Source organism: Bacillus halotolerans (genome assembly GCF_001517105.1).
Taxonomy (GTDB): Bacteria; Bacillota; Bacilli; order Bacillales; family Bacillaceae; genus Bacillus; species Bacillus halotolerans.
This window is the reverse complement of the sequence record NZ_LPVF01000001.1, coordinates 63,512-79,128: the sequence shown is the minus strand read 5'-3', so window position 1 is coordinate 79,128 and position 15,617 is coordinate 63,512. Positions and strand designations below refer to the sequence as shown.

General features: G+C 44.7%; 15 protein-coding genes and 1 pseudogene. 4 read left to right on the top strand and 12 right to left on the bottom strand.

Features of this window, described 5'->3' with window-relative positions; genetic code table 11:
* Positions 1 to 69 precede the first annotated feature (69 nt).
* Positions 70 to 1,482 carry an S-methylmethionine permease gene (gene mmuP, locus AU387_RS00410; protein WP_059334413.1) on the top strand — a complete coding sequence of 471 codons (1,413 nt, stop codon included), beginning with the start codon at positions 70 to 72 and terminating at the stop codon, positions 1,480 to 1,482.
* Between the two features lie 35 nt (positions 1,483 to 1,517).
* Here mmuP and AU387_RS00405 read toward each other — a convergent pair whose 3' ends face one another.
* The 3 genes from AU387_RS00405 to gamR form a co-directional block, all read right to left on the bottom strand.
* Positions 1,518 to 2,585, bottom strand: a complete 1,068-nt coding sequence (locus AU387_RS00405; RefSeq protein WP_059334412.1) for a branched-chain amino acid aminotransferase — start codon at positions 2,583 to 2,585, stop codon at positions 1,518 to 1,520.
* Between the two features lie 235 nt (positions 2,586 to 2,820).
* On the bottom strand, positions 2,821 to 3,096 hold the full coding sequence (locus AU387_RS00400; protein WP_059334411.1) for a DUF1648 domain-containing protein: 276 nt from the start codon (positions 3,094 to 3,096) through the stop codon (positions 2,821 to 2,823).
* A gap of 61 nt (positions 3,097 to 3,157) precedes the next feature.
* Entirely contained in the window at positions 3,158 to 3,865 is a 708-nt protein-coding gene (gene gamR / locus AU387_RS00395; protein ID WP_044162108.1) for a transcriptional regulator GamR, read from the bottom strand.
* Between the two features lie 217 nt (positions 3,866 to 4,082).
* Here gamR and nagB point away from each other — a divergent pair, with 217 nt between their 5' ends.
* From nagB to gltP, 3 genes are all read left to right on the top strand, one after another.
* On the top strand, positions 4,083 to 4,832 hold the full coding sequence (gene nagB, locus AU387_RS00390; protein ID WP_059334410.1) for a glucosamine-6-phosphate deaminase: 750 nt from the start codon (positions 4,083 to 4,085) through the stop codon (positions 4,830 to 4,832).
* A 21-nt stretch (positions 4,833 to 4,853) separates the two neighbouring features.
* Entirely contained in the window at positions 4,854 to 6,749 is a 1,896-nt protein-coding gene (gene ptsG, locus AU387_RS00385) for a glucose-specific PTS transporter subunit IIBC (protein WP_059334409.1), read from the top strand.
* A gap of 139 nt (positions 6,750 to 6,888) precedes the next feature.
* Complete coding sequence (gene gltP / locus AU387_RS00380; RefSeq protein WP_024120072.1) at positions 6,889 to 8,133, top strand: glutamate-aspartate/proton symporter GltP; 1,245 nt, start codon at positions 6,889 to 6,891, stop codon at positions 8,131 to 8,133.
* A gap of 40 nt (positions 8,134 to 8,173) precedes the next feature.
* Here gltP and trhO read toward each other — a convergent pair whose 3' ends face one another.
* The 9 genes and pseudogenes from trhO to AU387_RS00335 form a co-directional block, all read right to left on the bottom strand.
* Positions 8,174 to 9,142, bottom strand: a complete 969-nt coding sequence (trhO, locus tag AU387_RS00375) for an oxygen-dependent tRNA uridine(34) hydroxylase TrhO (RefSeq protein WP_044162111.1) — start codon at positions 9,140 to 9,142, stop codon at positions 8,174 to 8,176.
* A 276-nt stretch (positions 9,143 to 9,418) separates the two neighbouring features.
* Positions 9,419 to 10,737: pseudogene (locus tag AU387_RS00370) on the bottom strand (erythromycin esterase family protein).
* Positions 10,738 to 10,865: 128 nt separating this feature from the next.
* Entirely contained in the window at positions 10,866 to 11,141 is a 276-nt protein-coding gene (locus AU387_RS00365) for a hypothetical protein (protein WP_059334408.1), read from the bottom strand.
* 57 nt (positions 11,142 to 11,198) lie between these two features.
* Positions 11,199 to 11,990, bottom strand: coding sequence for a phosphatidylserine decarboxylase (locus tag AU387_RS00360; RefSeq protein WP_059334407.1), 792 nt, complete (start codon positions 11,988 to 11,990; stop codon positions 11,199 to 11,201).
* Complete coding sequence (locus AU387_RS00355) at positions 11,983 to 12,471, bottom strand: DedA family protein (protein ID WP_059334406.1); 489 nt, start codon at positions 12,469 to 12,471, stop codon at positions 11,983 to 11,985. Before AU387_RS00355 ends, AU387_RS00360 begins: the two co-directional genes overlap by 8 nt.
* On the bottom strand, positions 12,462 to 12,995 hold the full coding sequence (gene pssA / locus AU387_RS00350; RefSeq protein ID WP_044162117.1) for a CDP-diacylglycerol--serine O-phosphatidyltransferase: 534 nt from the start codon (positions 12,993 to 12,995) through the stop codon (positions 12,462 to 12,464). Before pssA ends, AU387_RS00355 begins: the two co-directional genes overlap by 10 nt.
* Positions 12,996 to 13,182: 187 nt before the next feature.
* Entirely contained in the window at positions 13,183 to 14,079 is an 897-nt protein-coding gene (gene cesB, locus AU387_RS00345; RefSeq protein ID WP_059334405.1) for an enantioselective carboxylesterase CesB, read from the bottom strand.
* Positions 14,080 to 14,252: 173 nt separating this feature from the next.
* Complete coding sequence (locus AU387_RS00340; RefSeq protein ID WP_044162119.1) at positions 14,253 to 14,657, bottom strand: DUF2606 family protein; 405 nt, start codon at positions 14,655 to 14,657, stop codon at positions 14,253 to 14,255.
* A complete protein-coding gene (locus AU387_RS00335) occupies positions 14,620 to 15,558 on the bottom strand; it encodes a trypsin-like serine peptidase (protein ID WP_059292057.1) in 939 nt (312 codons plus the stop codon). The genes AU387_RS00340 and AU387_RS00335 overlap by 38 nt, the downstream gene beginning before the upstream one ends.
* Between the last annotated feature and the right edge of the window lie 59 nt (positions 15,559 to 15,617).

Here is a 15,617-nt window from a genome sequence, read left to right as displayed (position 1 = left end):
GTGTCACCCGCTGACATGAGATTTTTTATTAGGAAGACATAAAATCGCCGTATAGAAAGTTGGAAAAAGATGAAATCCGCTCACAACAAGAATGAGACAAACTTTCAGAGAAGTATGAAAAGCAGACACCTCTTTATGCTTTCATTAGGAGGCGTCATCGGAACCGGTCTGTTCTTAAGCTCAGGCTATACCATACAGCAAGCAGGACCTGCCGGAACCATCCTTGCGTACTTAGTCGGCGCGGGAATTGTCTATTTGGTCATGCTGTGCCTTGGCGAATTGTCTGTAGCCATGCCAGTGACAGGCGCGTTTCATACCTATGCAGCAACATACGTAGGGCCGGGCACAGGTTTTACGGTCGCCTGGCTGTACTGGCTCACATGGGCCGTTGCATTGGGATCTGAATTCACAGCGGCAGGCCTGCTAATGCAGCGCTGGTTCCCCGATACGTCTGTTTGGATGTGGAGCGCCGTTTTTGCTTTGTTGATTTTCTTGCTCAACGCGTTTTCAGTCAAGTTTTTCGCTGAATCAGAGTTTTGGTTTTCCAGCATTAAAGTATTAGCCATTGTATTATTTATTCTTTTAGGCGGCGCCGCTATGTTCGGCATCATCCCGATCAAAGACGGAGGCGCCGCTCCGATGCTGTCAAACTTCACAGCGGAAGGCGGGCTCTTTCCGAATGGATTTGTCCCCATTTTCATGACCATGCTGTCTGTCAACTTTGCCTTCTCAGGAACTGAGCTGATCGGAATTGCCGCGGGAGAAAGTGTTGATCCCGACAAGACCATACCAAAAGCGATTAAAACAACGGTCTGGCGCCTCTCACTCTTTTTTATCGGAACCATTTTTGTACTCTCAGGGCTGATTCCGATTCAAGAAGCGGGCGTTATCAAAAGCCCATTCGTTGCAGTCTTTGACAGAGTCGGTATACCCTACGCAGCTGACATCATGAACTTTGTCATTCTGACAGCCATCCTATCAGCCGCTAATTCCGGACTTTACGCTTCGTCCCGTATGCTTTGGTCACTGTCAAAAGAACAGACGCTTCACCCAACATTTGCAAAGCTGACATCAAAGGGAATCCCGCTAAACGCGCTGGTGTTCAGCATGATTGGCGGCATCCTGTCATTACTGTCCAGCGTATTTGCGCCAGACACGGTGTACGTTATACTCGTGTCAATTTCCGGCTTTGCCGTCGTTGTCGTTTGGATGGGCATCGCCGCTTCTCAATTCATGTTCAGAAAACGTTATCTGGAAGCGGGAAACAAGGTCACGGATTTGAAATACCGAACGCCTTGGTACCCATTTGTGCCGATTGCCGCATTTCTTTTATGTCTGGCATCCGTGATTGGCATTGCCTTTGACCCGAATCAAAGAATCGCTTTATATTGCGGTGTGCCGTTTATGGCCATCTGCTATGCAGTGTATTATGCAAAAGCCCGCAAAAGCCGTCCGGCCGCTGATATGACCCATTCAAAATAAAAGAACCTGCCCCAAGGCAGGTTCTTTTTCTATTCTCATACTTCCACTGTCCAACGAAACGGATCTTTCACTTTTCCAAGCTGAATATCGGTTATCGTTTGATACAGCTTTTTTGAGATTTCTCCAATTTCCCTGTCGTTCACAATCACCGTTCTTCCATGAATATTGAGTTCGCCGACAGGCGTAACAACTGCAGCCGTACCTGTGCCGAATACCTCTGTCAATTCCCCTCGTGCGGAGGCTGCATAAATATCATCGATCGATATCCTTTCTTCCCGGACCGGGATGCCCCAGCTTCGGATCAGCTCAATAGCAGAAGCTCGTGTAATCCCGCTCAAAATGCTTCCGCTTAATGCAGGAGTAACAACTTCTCCATTTATGACAAAAAAGATATTCATGCTCCCTACTTCTTCCGCGTATTTCTTTTCAATGGCATCCAGCCATAGCACCTGATCATAGCCTAATTCATTCGCCTTCTGCTGCGCCTGAAGACTCGCCGCGTAATTTCCTGACGTCTTGGCATTTCCGACTCCGCCATTAACTGCCCGCACAAACTCATCTTCCACATAGATGTTAATCGGCTGCAGCTGATCGCCATAGTAAGAGCCAACAGGCGAAAGCACAATCATAAATGTATAGTTTTTTGACGCCTTCACACCAAGACTCGGTTCAGTGGCAATAACAAACGGACGAATATACAGCGACGTTCCCTTTTCCCTCGGGACCCACTCTTTTTCCAGCTCGACCAATTGCGTCAGTGCCTCCAGCACCAGCTCTTCGTCTAAAGGAGGCATACTCATTCGCTGACATGATCTGTTCAGCCTTTTGATATTTTGCTCCGGCCTGAACAGCAGCACCCTGCCATCTTCAGTTCTGTATGCCTTCAAGCCTTCAAAGACAGCCTGGCCGTAATGAAAAACAGAAGAAGACGGATCGAGCATAATCGGTGCATAAGGAGTAAGCCTAGGGTGATGCCAGCCCTTTTCCTCCTCATAATCCATCACAAACATATAATCTGTAAAATATTTGCCGAACCCTAAGGATGATGGGTCTGGTTTTTCCTTCTTTGATGTGATTTTCTCTCGTTCAATAAGCTTGTTCACTGATAAGCACACCTTTCTAGATGAATTTGTTTAAATTTTCTGTCAATTTTGAGCTGCAAATCGGTAATGCCTTTCTTTTTTTACAGGCGGTTTTCCAATCTCATTTGATATAAGAGGGCTCAAATACAAATGTCAGAATATTCTTTATCGTCTTCGGCTATTATACACTACATTTCGTGTAAGATGAAGGTGAAGTTAAAGAAAAAACAGCCAGAGATTTTTCCGGCTGTTTTCGTTAAACTGCTAAAATCAAAATGACAGCATGACAAATCAGCAGAATATAAACCGCGATCCCTAACTGCCAGTTGACCTTCTGCGCCAATGCAAAAACAATCATCAAGGCCGGCAAAATAGCTGTTCCAGCCAGCTTATTGACCGTCAAATCCGGGCTGTTCGTTACATCATAATGAATCGGCATATCTGCCGGAAGAAAAGGATAAAACACCATAGAGAGTATGACAGCCGTAATAACAGACCCCCACACCGCTTTCTCATTCATCAATAGAAACATAGAACCAGTCCTCCTCATTACATCCTAAAACAATAAAGCGTTTTCTTTCTCTTCCATTGCTTTACGATTGATATGACTGTTCTACGGTGAATTTCGTTCGGTCTCCTCGTGTAATAATTTGTGCATATTCTACTACTTCTTCATTTTTGTCATAGGTGAGGGATTCCGATAAAAACGCAGGCGCTCCAACATTGGTTAACAGGTGCCCGCTGATCGTTTCATCCGTTAAAATCGGTTCAATCGATTCCGTCCCCCTGCTGATTTCGATATTGTATTTTGTTCTTAATAATTCAAACAGAGATCCGGTGCACTCTTCCTGCGCCAATCCCGGTGCCGCTTTCCAAGGTATATATGAGGTATGGTATTGCAAAGGTTCACCCTCGGCGTATCTGACTCTGACAAGCTTGTTGACAGGCTCATTCTCTTTCATTTTCAGCAGCTCGGCTATGGAATGATCGGCAGGGATCACCACAAGTTCAAGCACTTTTGACTCAGAACGCAGCCCTCTCATTTGTTCTGCAAAACTCGTAATCTTATGCGGAATCGGCGTTTGGATTTTAGCTGCCGATACAAATGTTCCTTTTCCCTGGATTCTCTGAATATATCCTTCAAGTTCAAGCTGCTGCAAAGCCAGCCTTACAGTTGTTCTGCTGACATCATATTGCTCGCAAAACTCGCTCTCTGTCGGCAGCTGATCATTCGCCTGATATTTGCCCGACTTGATTAATTCAATGATTTTAAATTTGATAACAGAATATAAAGCTGCCATTTCATCCTCCCCATTATGTATGTAAACCGATCTTTTTGAATGAAACCATAATACCATCTGTATTTCTATTTTGAAAGATTTGTACTTCCTTTTGTAACAAATTTTCAGAAAATAACGTTGACAATTTTATGGGGATGGTGCTAAATTCGTAATGACAAATATCATAAATTGATCATAACAAATATGATGCTTGTCTATTTCATTGAGGGGGTGTCAGATGAAGATTATCGTTGCTGATCATTATGAAGATCTCTGTAAGTTAAGCGCTAACATGATTAAGGAATATGTACAGGCAAAGAAAGATACCGTTCTTGGCCTGGCTACCGGCAGCACGCCGATCGGCTTGTACAAACAGCTCATTTCAGACTATCAGGCAGGCGAAATTGATTTTTCAAAGGTTATAACGTTTAATTTGGATGAATACGCAGGCCTGTCTCCATCTCATCCACAAAGTTATAACAAATTTATGCACGAGCATCTTTTTCAGCATATCAATGTTCAGCCTGACCATATTCATATCCCGCAAGGAGACAATCCCCAGCTTGGGGCTGAGTGCAAAGTGTATGAGGAACTTATCCGCCAGGCGGGAGGCATCGATGTGCAAATCCTTGGCATCGGCTCGAATGGCCATATTGGCTTTAATGAACCCGGCTCTGATTTTGAGGACCGGACACGAATCGTCAGGCTGTCTGAAAGCACGATACAGGCAAATGCCAGATTTTTCGGCGGCGACCCTGTACTTGTGCCGAGGCTTGCCGTTTCAATGGGCATCAAAACGATCATGGAATTCAGTAAACACATTGTGTTATTAGCAAATGGCGAGGAAAAAGCGGACGCGATCCAAAAAATGGCTGAAGGCCCTGTGACGCCGGACGTACCGGCCTCAATTCTTCAAAAACACAATCATGTAACCGTTATCGCCGATCAAAAAGCGGCTCAAAAACTGAAAAACTTATCATACTTATAAAACAAATAGAAGGAGACTGTTATGTTTAAAAAGGCGTTTCAAATTCTGCAGCAGCTCGGCCGCGCTTTGATGACTCCGGTTGCCGTCCTGCCCGCAGCCGGTCTGCTGCTCCGTTTCGGTGACAAGGATTTACTGAACATTCCTATTATAAAGGATGCGGGCGGCGTTGTATTTGATAACCTGCCGCTGATTTTTGCCGTAGGTGTCGCGATTGGTTTAGCTGGCGGCGAAGGAGTGGCCGGACTTGCCGCTGTCATCGGATACTTGATTTTAACCGTCACTCTGGATAACATGGGAAAATTACTCGGCCTTCAGCCTCCTTATGAAGGGGCCGAGCATCTGATTGATATGGGGGTATTCGGCGGCATTATCATCGGGCTGCTTGCCGCATATTTGTACAAGCGTTTTTCATCAATAGAGCTGCATCCCGTCCTTGGATTTTTCTCAGGAAAACGATTTGTCCCGATTATTACTTCGGTCAGCTCATTGGTCATCGGCGTTATTTTCTCATTTGTTTGGCCGCTAATTCAAAGCGGAATAAACGCCGCCAGCAGCTTAATTGCCGATTCAACGGTCGGCCTGTTCTTTTATGCGACAATCTATCGCTTACTGATTCCTTTTGGACTGCATCATATTTTTTATACACCTTTCTATTTTATGATGGGCGAATACACAGATCCATCAACAGGCAATACCGTAACCGGCGATCTGACAAGGTTTTTCGCCGGAGACCCGACTGCGGGACGTTTTATGATGGGCGATTTCCCTTACATGATTTTCTGTCTGCCGGCAATCGCGCTTGCCATCATCCATACCGCGCGGCCTGAAAAAAAGAAAATGATTTCCGGCGTCATGATTTCAGCAGCGCTTACGTCTATGCTCACTGGAATTACAGAGCCAGTTGAATTTGCTTTCTTGTTCGTCGCGCCTGTACTTTATTTAATAAACTCTATTCTTGCCGGCGTTATCTTTGTCGTGTGTGATCTGTTCCATGTCCGTCACGGCTACACCTTCTCCGGCGGCGGAATTGACTATGTGCTGAATTACGGGCTTTCGACAAACGGCTGGGTCGTCATTCCTGTCGGGATCGTCTTCGCCTTTATTTATTACTATTTGTTCCGTTATGCGATTTTGAAATGGAATCTGAAAACACCCGGCCGTGAAGCAGATGAAGGTGATCAAAGTGAAGCCAAATCCCCTGTTTCAAAAGACCAGCTCGCCTTCCACGTATTGCAGGCGCTGGGCGGCCAGCAAAATATCGCCAACCTCGACGCATGTATTACAAGGCTGCGTGTCACCGTTCATCAGCCAAACCAAGTAAACAAAGACGAACTAAAGCAGCTTGGGGCGGTAGGTGTGTTAGAAGTCAACAACAACTTCCAAGCGATTTTCGGCACAAAGTCAGATGCTTTAAAAGATGATATCAAAACGATTATAGCTGGAGGTGTCCCGGCTGCCGCCGCGACGCTTGATGCTGAAGCCGAGACACAGAAGGAGCCTCCTGCCGAAGAGTCTTTTATCTATCCGGTACAAGGAGAAAAACTCTCCCTATCCGACGTGCCTGACCAAGTATTTTCTGAAAAAATGATGGGTGAGGGTTTTGCGATTGATCCAACAGAAGGAAAAGTCGTTGCCCCCGCTGACGGCGAGATTGTATCGATATTTCCGACAAAGCACGCCATTGGCTTTACAAGCGCTGGCGGCACGGAAATGTTGATTCATGTCGGCATTGATACGGTGAAGCTGAACGGAGAAGGCTTTGAAGCTCATGTCACGAGCGGCCAAACCGTCAAACAAGGCGAACTGCTTCTAACCTTTGATCTGAATTACATTAAGCAGCATGCCGCTTCCGCCATAACGCCTATTATTTTCATAAATGTATCTGAGGAAGAAATGAACCGTATGAACATGAAGTAAAAAAGTCCCCCTGACGCGGGGGACTTTTTATCCAACATAATGAAAGCGCTATCAAAATAAATTTTTTAAAAAGGGGTTTGCATTTGATTCACGAATGGTATGAATAAGCCTCATCATATCATTCTAAAGGGGGATTCATTTGAAAAAATTTATCGCGTTTCAAATTTTAATCGCATTGGCTATCGGCGCAGTAATCGGCCACTTTTTTCCTGATTTCGGAATGGCGCTCAGGCCTGTCGGTGACGGATTTATCCGCTTGATTAAAATGATTGTCGTGCCGATTGTATTTTCTACCATTGTCATCGGAGCTGCTGGAAGCGGAAGTATGAAAAAGATGGGCAGCCTCGGCGTAAAGACCATTATCTGGTTTGAAGTGATCACCACTTTGGTGCTGGGCCTGGGACTTTTATTGGCAAATGTCTTAAAACCGGGCGTCGGGCTGGATCTTTCTCACTTAGCGAAAAAAGATATTCATGAACTTTCCGGCTATACAGAGAAAGTCGTGGATATCAAACAAATGATCCTCGATATTATCCCGACAAACATCATTGATGTCATGGCCAGAAACGATTTACTCGCTGTCATTTTCTTTGCGATTTTATTCGGTGTTGCCGCCGCCGGCATCGGCAAAGCCTCTGAACCAGTGATGAATTTTTTTGAATCGGTCGCTCAGATTATGTTTAAACTGACGCAAATCGTCATGGTGACCGCTCCTATCGGCGTGCTTGCCCTGATGGCCGCCTCTGTAGGCCAATATGGCATCGAACTCCTCCTCCCCATGTTTAAATTGGTCGGTACTGTTTTTCTTGGTCTGTTTCTGATCCTCTTTGTCCTCTTTCCGCTTGTTGGTCTCATCTTTCACATTAAGTATTTTGAAGTGCTGAAAATGATATGGGATCTGTTTCTGATTGCGTTTTCCACAACCAGCACCGAAACCGTTCTTCCTCAGCTGATGGATCGAATGGAGAAATACGGCTGTCCGAAGCGGGTGGTATCATTTGTCGTTCCTTCTGGCTTATCGCTGAATTGTGACGGATCAAGCTTATACTTATCGGTTTCCTGTATTTTCTTGGCACAGGCCTTCAATGTAGACATGACGCTGTCACAGCAGCTTCTCATGATGCTTGTGCTTGTCATGACCAGCAAAGGCATCGCCGCTGTTCCGTCGGGCTCCCTTGTCGTTCTTTTGGCGACTGCAAACGCTGTGGGGCTGCCTGCCGAAGGCGTCGCCATTATCGCAGGCGTGGACCGCATCATGGATATGGCCCGAACAGGTGTGAATGTACCGGGACACGCGGTCGCCTGCATCGTGGTTTCTAAATGGGAAAAGGCCTTCCGCCAAAAAGAATGGGCCGCCGCAAACGGACAAACGGAAAGCATGTAAAAAAAGAACACCTCTCTGCATGAGAGGTGTTCTTTCCATATTATTCAGCAGCAGCGTGCTCTTCTTTTTCAATCGCTGCAAGTCTGGCGCTAACTTCTTCCGCCGTCATATTGTGTTCTTGTACATATAAGTTTCTTGGGTTCGTGCGGCATTCGTGGCTGCAGCTGCGCATATATTTGTATTCATTTTCCGGTGTGCATATGATTTTCTTATTGCATGATGGATTTGCACAGTTGACATACCGTTCACACGGTTCACCTGTAAAGTAGTCTTTTCCGACAATGACATGCTCGACACGGTTGACCGGCACGCTGATTCTTTCATCAAATACGTAGCATTGGCCGTCCCAAAGCTTTCCTTGCACCTCAGGATCTTTTCCGTATGTGACGATTCCGCCGTCAAGCTGTGATACGTCTTCAAAGCCTTGCTTCATCAGCCAGCCTGAGAATTTTTCACAGCGCACGCCGCCCGTGCAGTATGTCAAAATCTTTTTGCCTTCAAGCATCTCTTTATTTTCTTCGATCCACTCTGGCAATTCACGGAACGCCTCGATGTCAGGACGGACAGCTCCTCTAAAATGGCCGAGATCATATTCATAATCATTACGCGCATCAAGGACGACTGTATCAGGATCCTGCATCTTTTCAAAGAATTCTTTAGGCTTCAAATGCTTTCCTGTTGTTTCATTCGGATTCACATCATCCTCAAGGCGAAGCGTCACAAGCTCTTTTTTATGACGGACGAACATTTTCTTGAACGCATGATTTTCTTCTTCATCAATCTTGAACACCATATCCGCAAAACGAGGATCAGCTTTCATCGCTTGCATATATTTTTCAGTCTGCTCAAACGTACCGGATACCGTACCGTTAATCCCTTCAGCTGATACAAGAATACGGCCTAACAAACCAAGCTCCTTACAAAAAGCCAGATGCTGCTCTCTAAACACCTCCGGCTCTTCAATCGGAACATATTTATAGTAAAGTAATACTCTGTATTGTTTTTCCATGATATAAACACCCTGTTCAATGATATAGTTAGTTGTTATGCACACTCTTACTATATCATACAGGAAAACACCTCAAAGATGAACACATCCGCCCAGACTGATAAAAATATCCAAACTCTTACAAACCCAGGAGGCGAGCGGGTTCGGGGAAAAACAATAGTATTTTCCATTCATTTACTAATTATTTTATGTATTATTATTTATAGTTGTCAGATAACTACAACAAAATTTATTATTAAAATCATAACCCTGTGTTTAGCACAGGGTTATGCCATTTTACTTTATAATAACAGAAGGCGTTATATGCTCCAGCCAAATCACACCGTCATATTGTTCCTTCAGTATCATTTGCTCCTCTTTGAAACCCCAATACAGCGCTGTACGCGGCGTATACATCCAAGAAGTTCCTTTGCTTTTTTTGGTATGGAGAAAATCAACAAAGACCGATGGATGGTTCGCAGCTTTCAGCAAGTCTTCAAGACTTCCAGCCGGCGGCGGGCTTGTTACCGGATTAACGGTCTTATTATCGGAGCTATCCAGACTGGCTCCAGAGTACGCATAGATTCCAATGGTATAGGTCTGTTTTTTCAGCCGCTCCGGCAAATAATCACCCATGTTAGGTCCGTTTAGCTGTACCCAGTCCTTTATCATTTTGGTATTCTGTTTGCGAAGATGGTAATTGTGGCCCCAGACGATGATTTTCTGTTTCGGATAAAGGTTATCCGCGACCCACTGAAATTGTTCAGCCATCATGCGATCTCTCATAAAGAATGAAAAATCCTCCATATTCTCCGGATAATCCAATAGCTTTTCTTTCATTTCTTCCAGCATGTATGTTTCCATTACGTCAATTCTCAGTTGAAGGGAATGCACAAAGATCTCATAAGCTTTCGGCTCTTTCGGAAGGTGCGCTTTTAGCGTTGAAGAATGTGTGTCAGCGAACTTAATAAGCTCCCGGTAGTTTGTCACAAGCGCTTCTTTCTTTTTCGTAAATTCTTCCACCGTTTTGCTGTTTGACACTAAGCTGAAAAAATCATGTTCTGATTGGGAAAGCAGCTCGGCTTTTTCAGGGTCCACCGCCTTTATCCATTGATTCGCAGCACCGTCGAATGAATTCTTCAGGCTTTGAATATCAAATCCAGTGAGAATAAGCGGATCACCTTTCTCTTTTTGCTCTTTCATATAATCAAACAGCTCAACGACATCTTCTGTGTGCCATACGGGGTAAATGGATTGTTTCATCATGCTCTTCGGGGTTAATTGATCCATGTGAAGGTAGGATGCATTTGCTTCGGGGAATCCAGACTCAAAGGCCAACACATCATATCCCAGTTCTTCATGAAGGTATTTGATCATGCGGACCTTGGTGGCGTTGATTTCGCCAGCACCATGTGTGGTTTCTCCTAACTGGACGATTCGTTTTCCTTTCAGCACTTTCTTCAGAAATCGAAGATCTTTGTTTGAAGCATCGGAAGAATCCAGCGGATGGGCATTCCGTTCAATCCAGCGATCCCAATGTTTTTTTCTGAAGCAGCACGGGCGGGCTCCGCAAAAGAAGAAAACGCCAGACATACGATCAGCAGCGGCAAAGTCATTTTTACTAACTTATGTTTCAATTCTATCTCTCCTTTTCTGCTAGGTTCTCTAGTAGTTACGAGATAGTTATAGAAAAAGTTTCCTTTTCAGTTATAAAAAAAAAGCTTCTGCTGATAGAAGCCGTTTTTTAAGAGCCTTTCATTGCCTGATGAAAATAAAACCGATACGTATTTCTCAAAAACGTTTCAATCGGGAGCTGCACATCCGATTGGTATTTGCTGATGATGAATGGAAACCGCTCCAATCCTTTTTGGCGCAAATCGTTCACTTGCTCTGCATCAGTTGCCGCCTCTTGCAGAACTGTTTCCACAATCGGCCAGCACGCTTCCTGCACCTTGTGAAGAGCCGCTCCATCTCCGGTTTGCTGGTAATGTGTGATCCAGCTGACGATTCGTTTTTCCATCACGCTCACCTTTCTTCAAAAAAAGAGGCGCCGCTTCCATTTGCGAGCTCCTCTTCTTTACTCTCCATAACCTATCAGTTGCCCGACTTGGACTTCTTGGCCTTCTGTTACATCAGCAGACGGCCGGAACGCGTCTTTTTCAAAGATCAAAATGACGGTTGAACCAAATGAAAAGTACCCCAGCTCCTCGCCGATCTTCAATTGATCACCTGTGCTGGTCTGCACGATTGAGTTAATATTCATCGCGCCGACAGGAATCATCAGCACGTTTCGATTGCTGCTATTCAACTCATAAACAACTCGATAATTTTTCGACAGTACATCTTTTCCGTATTTTAATCCTAACTGATTCACCGGGTATGAACGGTTTCCGAGTTCAGCCAGCTTTTGATATGTGCAGCTGATCGGGGAATGAAAACGGTGGTAATGCCGCGGGCTTAAGTACAGCACGACGAAATATCCACCGTTGTATTGATGATCAGCGCTTTTACAGCCGGTCAATTCAGCAAATGAGTAGTCTTTGCCCTTTACCGTAAAGGTTTGATTCGGGTTGATCGTCCCTATCGTCTGAACGACACCGTCAACGGGGCTGACCACAGCATGCGCCTCTTTTGAAACAGGGCGCCGCTCCAAATTAATATTCCGAATAAACAATTCCGAAAGCGAACCGTAATCAGAGGCTGTTCCGTCTACATCATTCCAGTTAATTTGAAAGTGTTTAGAGAAGAGCGGAATGACTGGCTTACTGAATTTCGATTCGCAAAATCCTTTGATCAGGCAGGATGATAATCGATGGTTCGTCAGTTCTATCAATGATCGGTACAGAATCTTTACAGCTGTATTAAACATGAATAACCCCTATAACCCTTCCGATTGTAATAAAAATAAAGCACCACAAAAAGGCGCCGATCGCTGCATACGCAATATACGTTTTCAGCTCCATTTTGCCGATTCCCGAAAAATAACACGTCACATGCCGGACGCCTGGAATAAAATAACCTAATATAAGAGAATACGGTCCGTATTTCTTCATCCATTTTTCTACTTTCAGCATTCTCTTTTCTTTCAAACCGACCCATTTGCCATACTTATCGATAAACGGACGCCCGGCCTTTCTGCCGATCATGTAGCTGATCATCATCCCTAACAGGGATCCGACAAAGCTGATAAAAATGGCAAGTTCATAATTCAGCACATCAATATGCGTAAAATAACCGACGATTGTCATCATGACTTCGTCGGGTATCGGCAATCCAATAATTCCAAGAACAAGCATCAAAAAAATAGCGAGATAACCATAATCCGCTATCAGCTGCTGCACTAATTCCATCTTTCGGACTCCAGATTTTCTGCTGCGTGTTTTTTAAAATGAGGAAATTTCACTTTGCTCACCATTAAATAAGACAGCGCGCATGTGCCGAGCGCCAGCAAAATCGGGTTATTCACAAAGCATAAAATGACGAGACACATTGCCGCAAATGGAATCGGCATTCCGATAAACGTCGGAAGCTTGCTTTGTTCAACATTAAATTTAGAGAGCCGAAGCATTCCGCAAATACTGTAAGCCAGCGCGCATAGTATCCCGATAAACGGCAGGGCATATAAAGCGACACTGTAGGCGAGCATGGATGGCGCCACGCCAAATGTAACCAGATCGGCAAATGAATCCAGTTCTTTCCCCATATCAGATACAGCATTCAGCTTCCGCGCAGCCATTCCATCGAAGAAATCGAGAAACATGCCGGTAAAAATGAAAATCACTGCTGAATGGATGTTGTGAAATATTAAGGAATGAACCGCCAAAAGCCCGCAAATAAAGTTTCCTATCGTAATCATACTGGGTATATAATTCACAGTGTAAACAAACCTCCAATTGAAAAAACCTTATATCAACACGACGTTGTATATCGAATCAGCGTTACAGGAAAAATCTCTCTATTAAGCATGATATCATAGACTGCCAGAAAAAAAAGCAGCACTCAAATTCTATTATTATACAACATTTGTTACCTTTTGAACAATGAATGCCAGTCTTTTCAATTTATGTGCAAATTTCATTTTCGCCTAAAAATGACAAAACACGTTCATTGACATAATCCGGCTGCTCCAGAGGTAACAGGTGTCCCGCGTTCTTAACCATTTCCGTCTGAATCCCCGTAACCAATACAGAAGCTCTTTCTAAAGCCATTTGCTGATGGTACATCACCTCATGCTCACCGAACATCACCAGCATCGGAACCGTGATCGACTTTAACTCCGCGTCTGTGAACACGTACGGGAAGCCATTTTCTCTCGGTGTCAGGCTTCTTTTCTCATCCCGCCACTTGACTCCAGCCTTGATCTGCTTTTGCAGCATGGGATGAAGCTGATAGCGGTCAGCTGTCAGCCACTTGATGTAAGCATCAGCCCCGCTCGGCTCACTAAGGCCTGCGGCATATTTATAGACATCCGGATGAAATGATATAAACGCTTCAGCAGGACTCATGACAACCGCCCGTTCCACTCTTTCAGGCATATCAAGCAGAAAGTTCACTGTATGAAGCCCTCCAAGGGAAAATCCGGCCAGATGTGCTGTCTCCAGTCCAAGCGAATCAAAAACATCTTTCAGCCAGTGAGCGCAATCAGCTCTCGTATCCAGAGAGGCTGATGGTATACTTTTATTTTTGTCTCCTATTATATCGACTGCATATGTACGATATTGACCGCTCCACTCGGCGATATTCGGATACCACATGACAGAGCTGAAGAGCCCCCCGTGAAGCAGTACGAGCGAAGGTGCGTCCTTTGGCCCACTTGCCATGATATGTGTTTTTCCGAAACGAGTAGAAACATAGAAAGCTTCCGAATCAATCGGCCACAAAGAAAGGCTTTCATCATAAGCCTGGTAAAAGCATGTACCGCCTTCAGCCGCGGCAAGCTGCATCGAATCCTGTTTCATCTTTTTCTTTTTCCTCCGACTTTCATTTATATATAGAGAAAGGAGACTGCCCTTTCTTGTAAGAAAAAATACCCATTCTTATTATCTCATATAACAATTTTCCAGTATATAGTTTGATCATTTACGAAGATCAATAAAAAAAGACGTTCTTCCTAAACTTGAAGGAAAACCGTCTACTCTTTAAAGACTAATGGAATAACCTTATCTTTTTTGTCCTTTGTTAATGACACTTGATGTGTCACAGACGTTTCATTCTTCGTTAAGGCAATGGAGTATTCGCCCTTTTTCCCGGTATCCCATGTGATGTCTCCGTTTTTGTCTGTCAAACCGAGAATCTCACCGATCTCTGTATTCGGCTCCTGATCTGATGCCGGCGCTTTGACAATCGTCACTTGAACGCCTTCCATCGGTAACCCGGCATCGTCTTCCACATGAAGGGTCACAGGGATCGTTGTTTCTTTCTGAGCAGAATCTGAATGCGCCTGAGAGCTGCATCCGCATAAAAACAAAATAGAAATGAAAACGGCCAGTTTGCCGTATTTATTGATTTGCCCAATATTGAATATTGTTGAATACATCATTCGTCACCCTTGTTCCCAAGTTATATGACGATCCTCCGTTGGTATGGATTGCAATGGCCGTCTGCCCCGTATCACTATAATTGCGGTAAACAGGCGAGCCGCTTTGGCAGCCGTACGTATCAGTTGTATAGGTCAGCTTATACGTTTCCGCAGAGCGAATCGGCTTTGTATCAGACCACATGGTGCCGAAAGTCTTGTCACACGGATATCCTGTAACTGATGTAGAGAGGCCGACGGGGCTGCTGCTGTTTGTTGTTCTATAGCCATACCAGCCAACCGTGTTGCCAGGAGAACCATTTAGTTTAATTGCACCGTAATCATAATTGGTATCTTTGCTTTCCGTCCATCCTTTAACGGAGTAAAACATCGTGCCGGAATAAGTGCCGTATGGATACGATGAACCATTGCGGCCCGGCGCAGCAGTTATCGAAGAAGCCCACCCGTGATCCTGGCTGTACACACAATGTCCGGCCGTTACCACAGTATTCGGGTTCACTAAAAAGCCTGTGCACCCATAAGTGCTTGAGGTATTGGGATATTTGATTGAGAGCTGAACCGTTGCTCTGTAAGGAAATGACGTAGTGCCTGAAATTCTGACGCGTTCATCAGATCCAATTACACTTGAAGGCTTTAAGGATTTAATGTTTTTTTCTGATTCTATAAGCTCGTGTAATGTTTTGCTTGTTTTTCCGGTTCCTTCATAAGGATCAGAAACCAATTCCGCTTTCGACGTCTGGTTATTGCTGACTTCAGCTTCCTTTCCCGTATTGGAGACAGAGGTTTGCGGGTTCTCCGCCGCTTCTGCCGGCGTTCCGAAAGATACCGCCGCTGCCGTTGCCAAACACAAAATCGTAAACCCTGCAAAGCATTTTTTTCTGAATCTTGAGACTACTCTCATTTTAGTCATCCCCCTCCTTTTGTGTCAACCAACCTTTTTGTTGGAAGACTTTTACATTA

Bases quoted from the DNA above. Each gene is read 5' to 3' on its own strand.
- AU387_RS00400 (WP_059334411.1), bottom strand. From the start codon at position 3,096: ATGTTTCTATTGATGAATGAGAAAGCGGTGTGGGGGTCTGTTATTACG.
- AU387_RS00340 (WP_044162119.1), bottom strand. From the start codon at position 14,657: ATGTATTCAACAATATTCAATATTGGGCAAATCAATAAATACGGCAAA.
- AU387_RS00360 (WP_059334407.1), bottom strand. From the start codon at position 11,990: ATGTTTAATACAGCTGTAAAGATTCTGTACCGATCATTGATAGAACTG.
- AU387_RS00355 (WP_059334406.1), bottom strand. From the start codon at position 12,471: ATGGAATTAGTGCAGCAGCTGATAGCGGATTATGGTTATCTCGCTATT.
- cesB (WP_059334405.1), bottom strand. From the start codon at position 14,079: ATGAAACAGGATTCGATGCAGCTTGCCGCGGCTGAAGGCGGTACATGC.
- mmuP (WP_059334413.1), top strand. From the start codon at position 70: ATGAAATCCGCTCACAACAAGAATGAGACAAACTTTCAGAGAAGTATG.
- ptsG (WP_059334409.1), top strand. From the start codon at position 4,854: ATGTTTAAAAAGGCGTTTCAAATTCTGCAGCAGCTCGGCCGCGCTTTG.
- gamR (WP_044162108.1), bottom strand. From the start codon at position 3,865: ATGGCAGCTTTATATTCTGTTATCAAATTTAAAATCATTGAATTAATC.
- trhO (WP_044162111.1), bottom strand. From the start codon at position 9,142: ATGGAAAAACAATACAGAGTATTACTTTACTATAAATATGTTCCGATT.
- nagB (WP_059334410.1), top strand. From the start codon at position 4,083: ATGAAGATTATCGTTGCTGATCATTATGAAGATCTCTGTAAGTTAAGC.
- AU387_RS00335 (WP_059292057.1), bottom strand. From the start codon at position 15,558: ATGAGAGTAGTCTCAAGATTCAGAAAAAAATGCTTTGCAGGGTTTACG.
- AU387_RS00365 (WP_059334408.1), bottom strand. From the start codon at position 11,141: ATGGAAAAACGAATCGTCAGCTGGATCACACATTACCAGCAAACCGGA.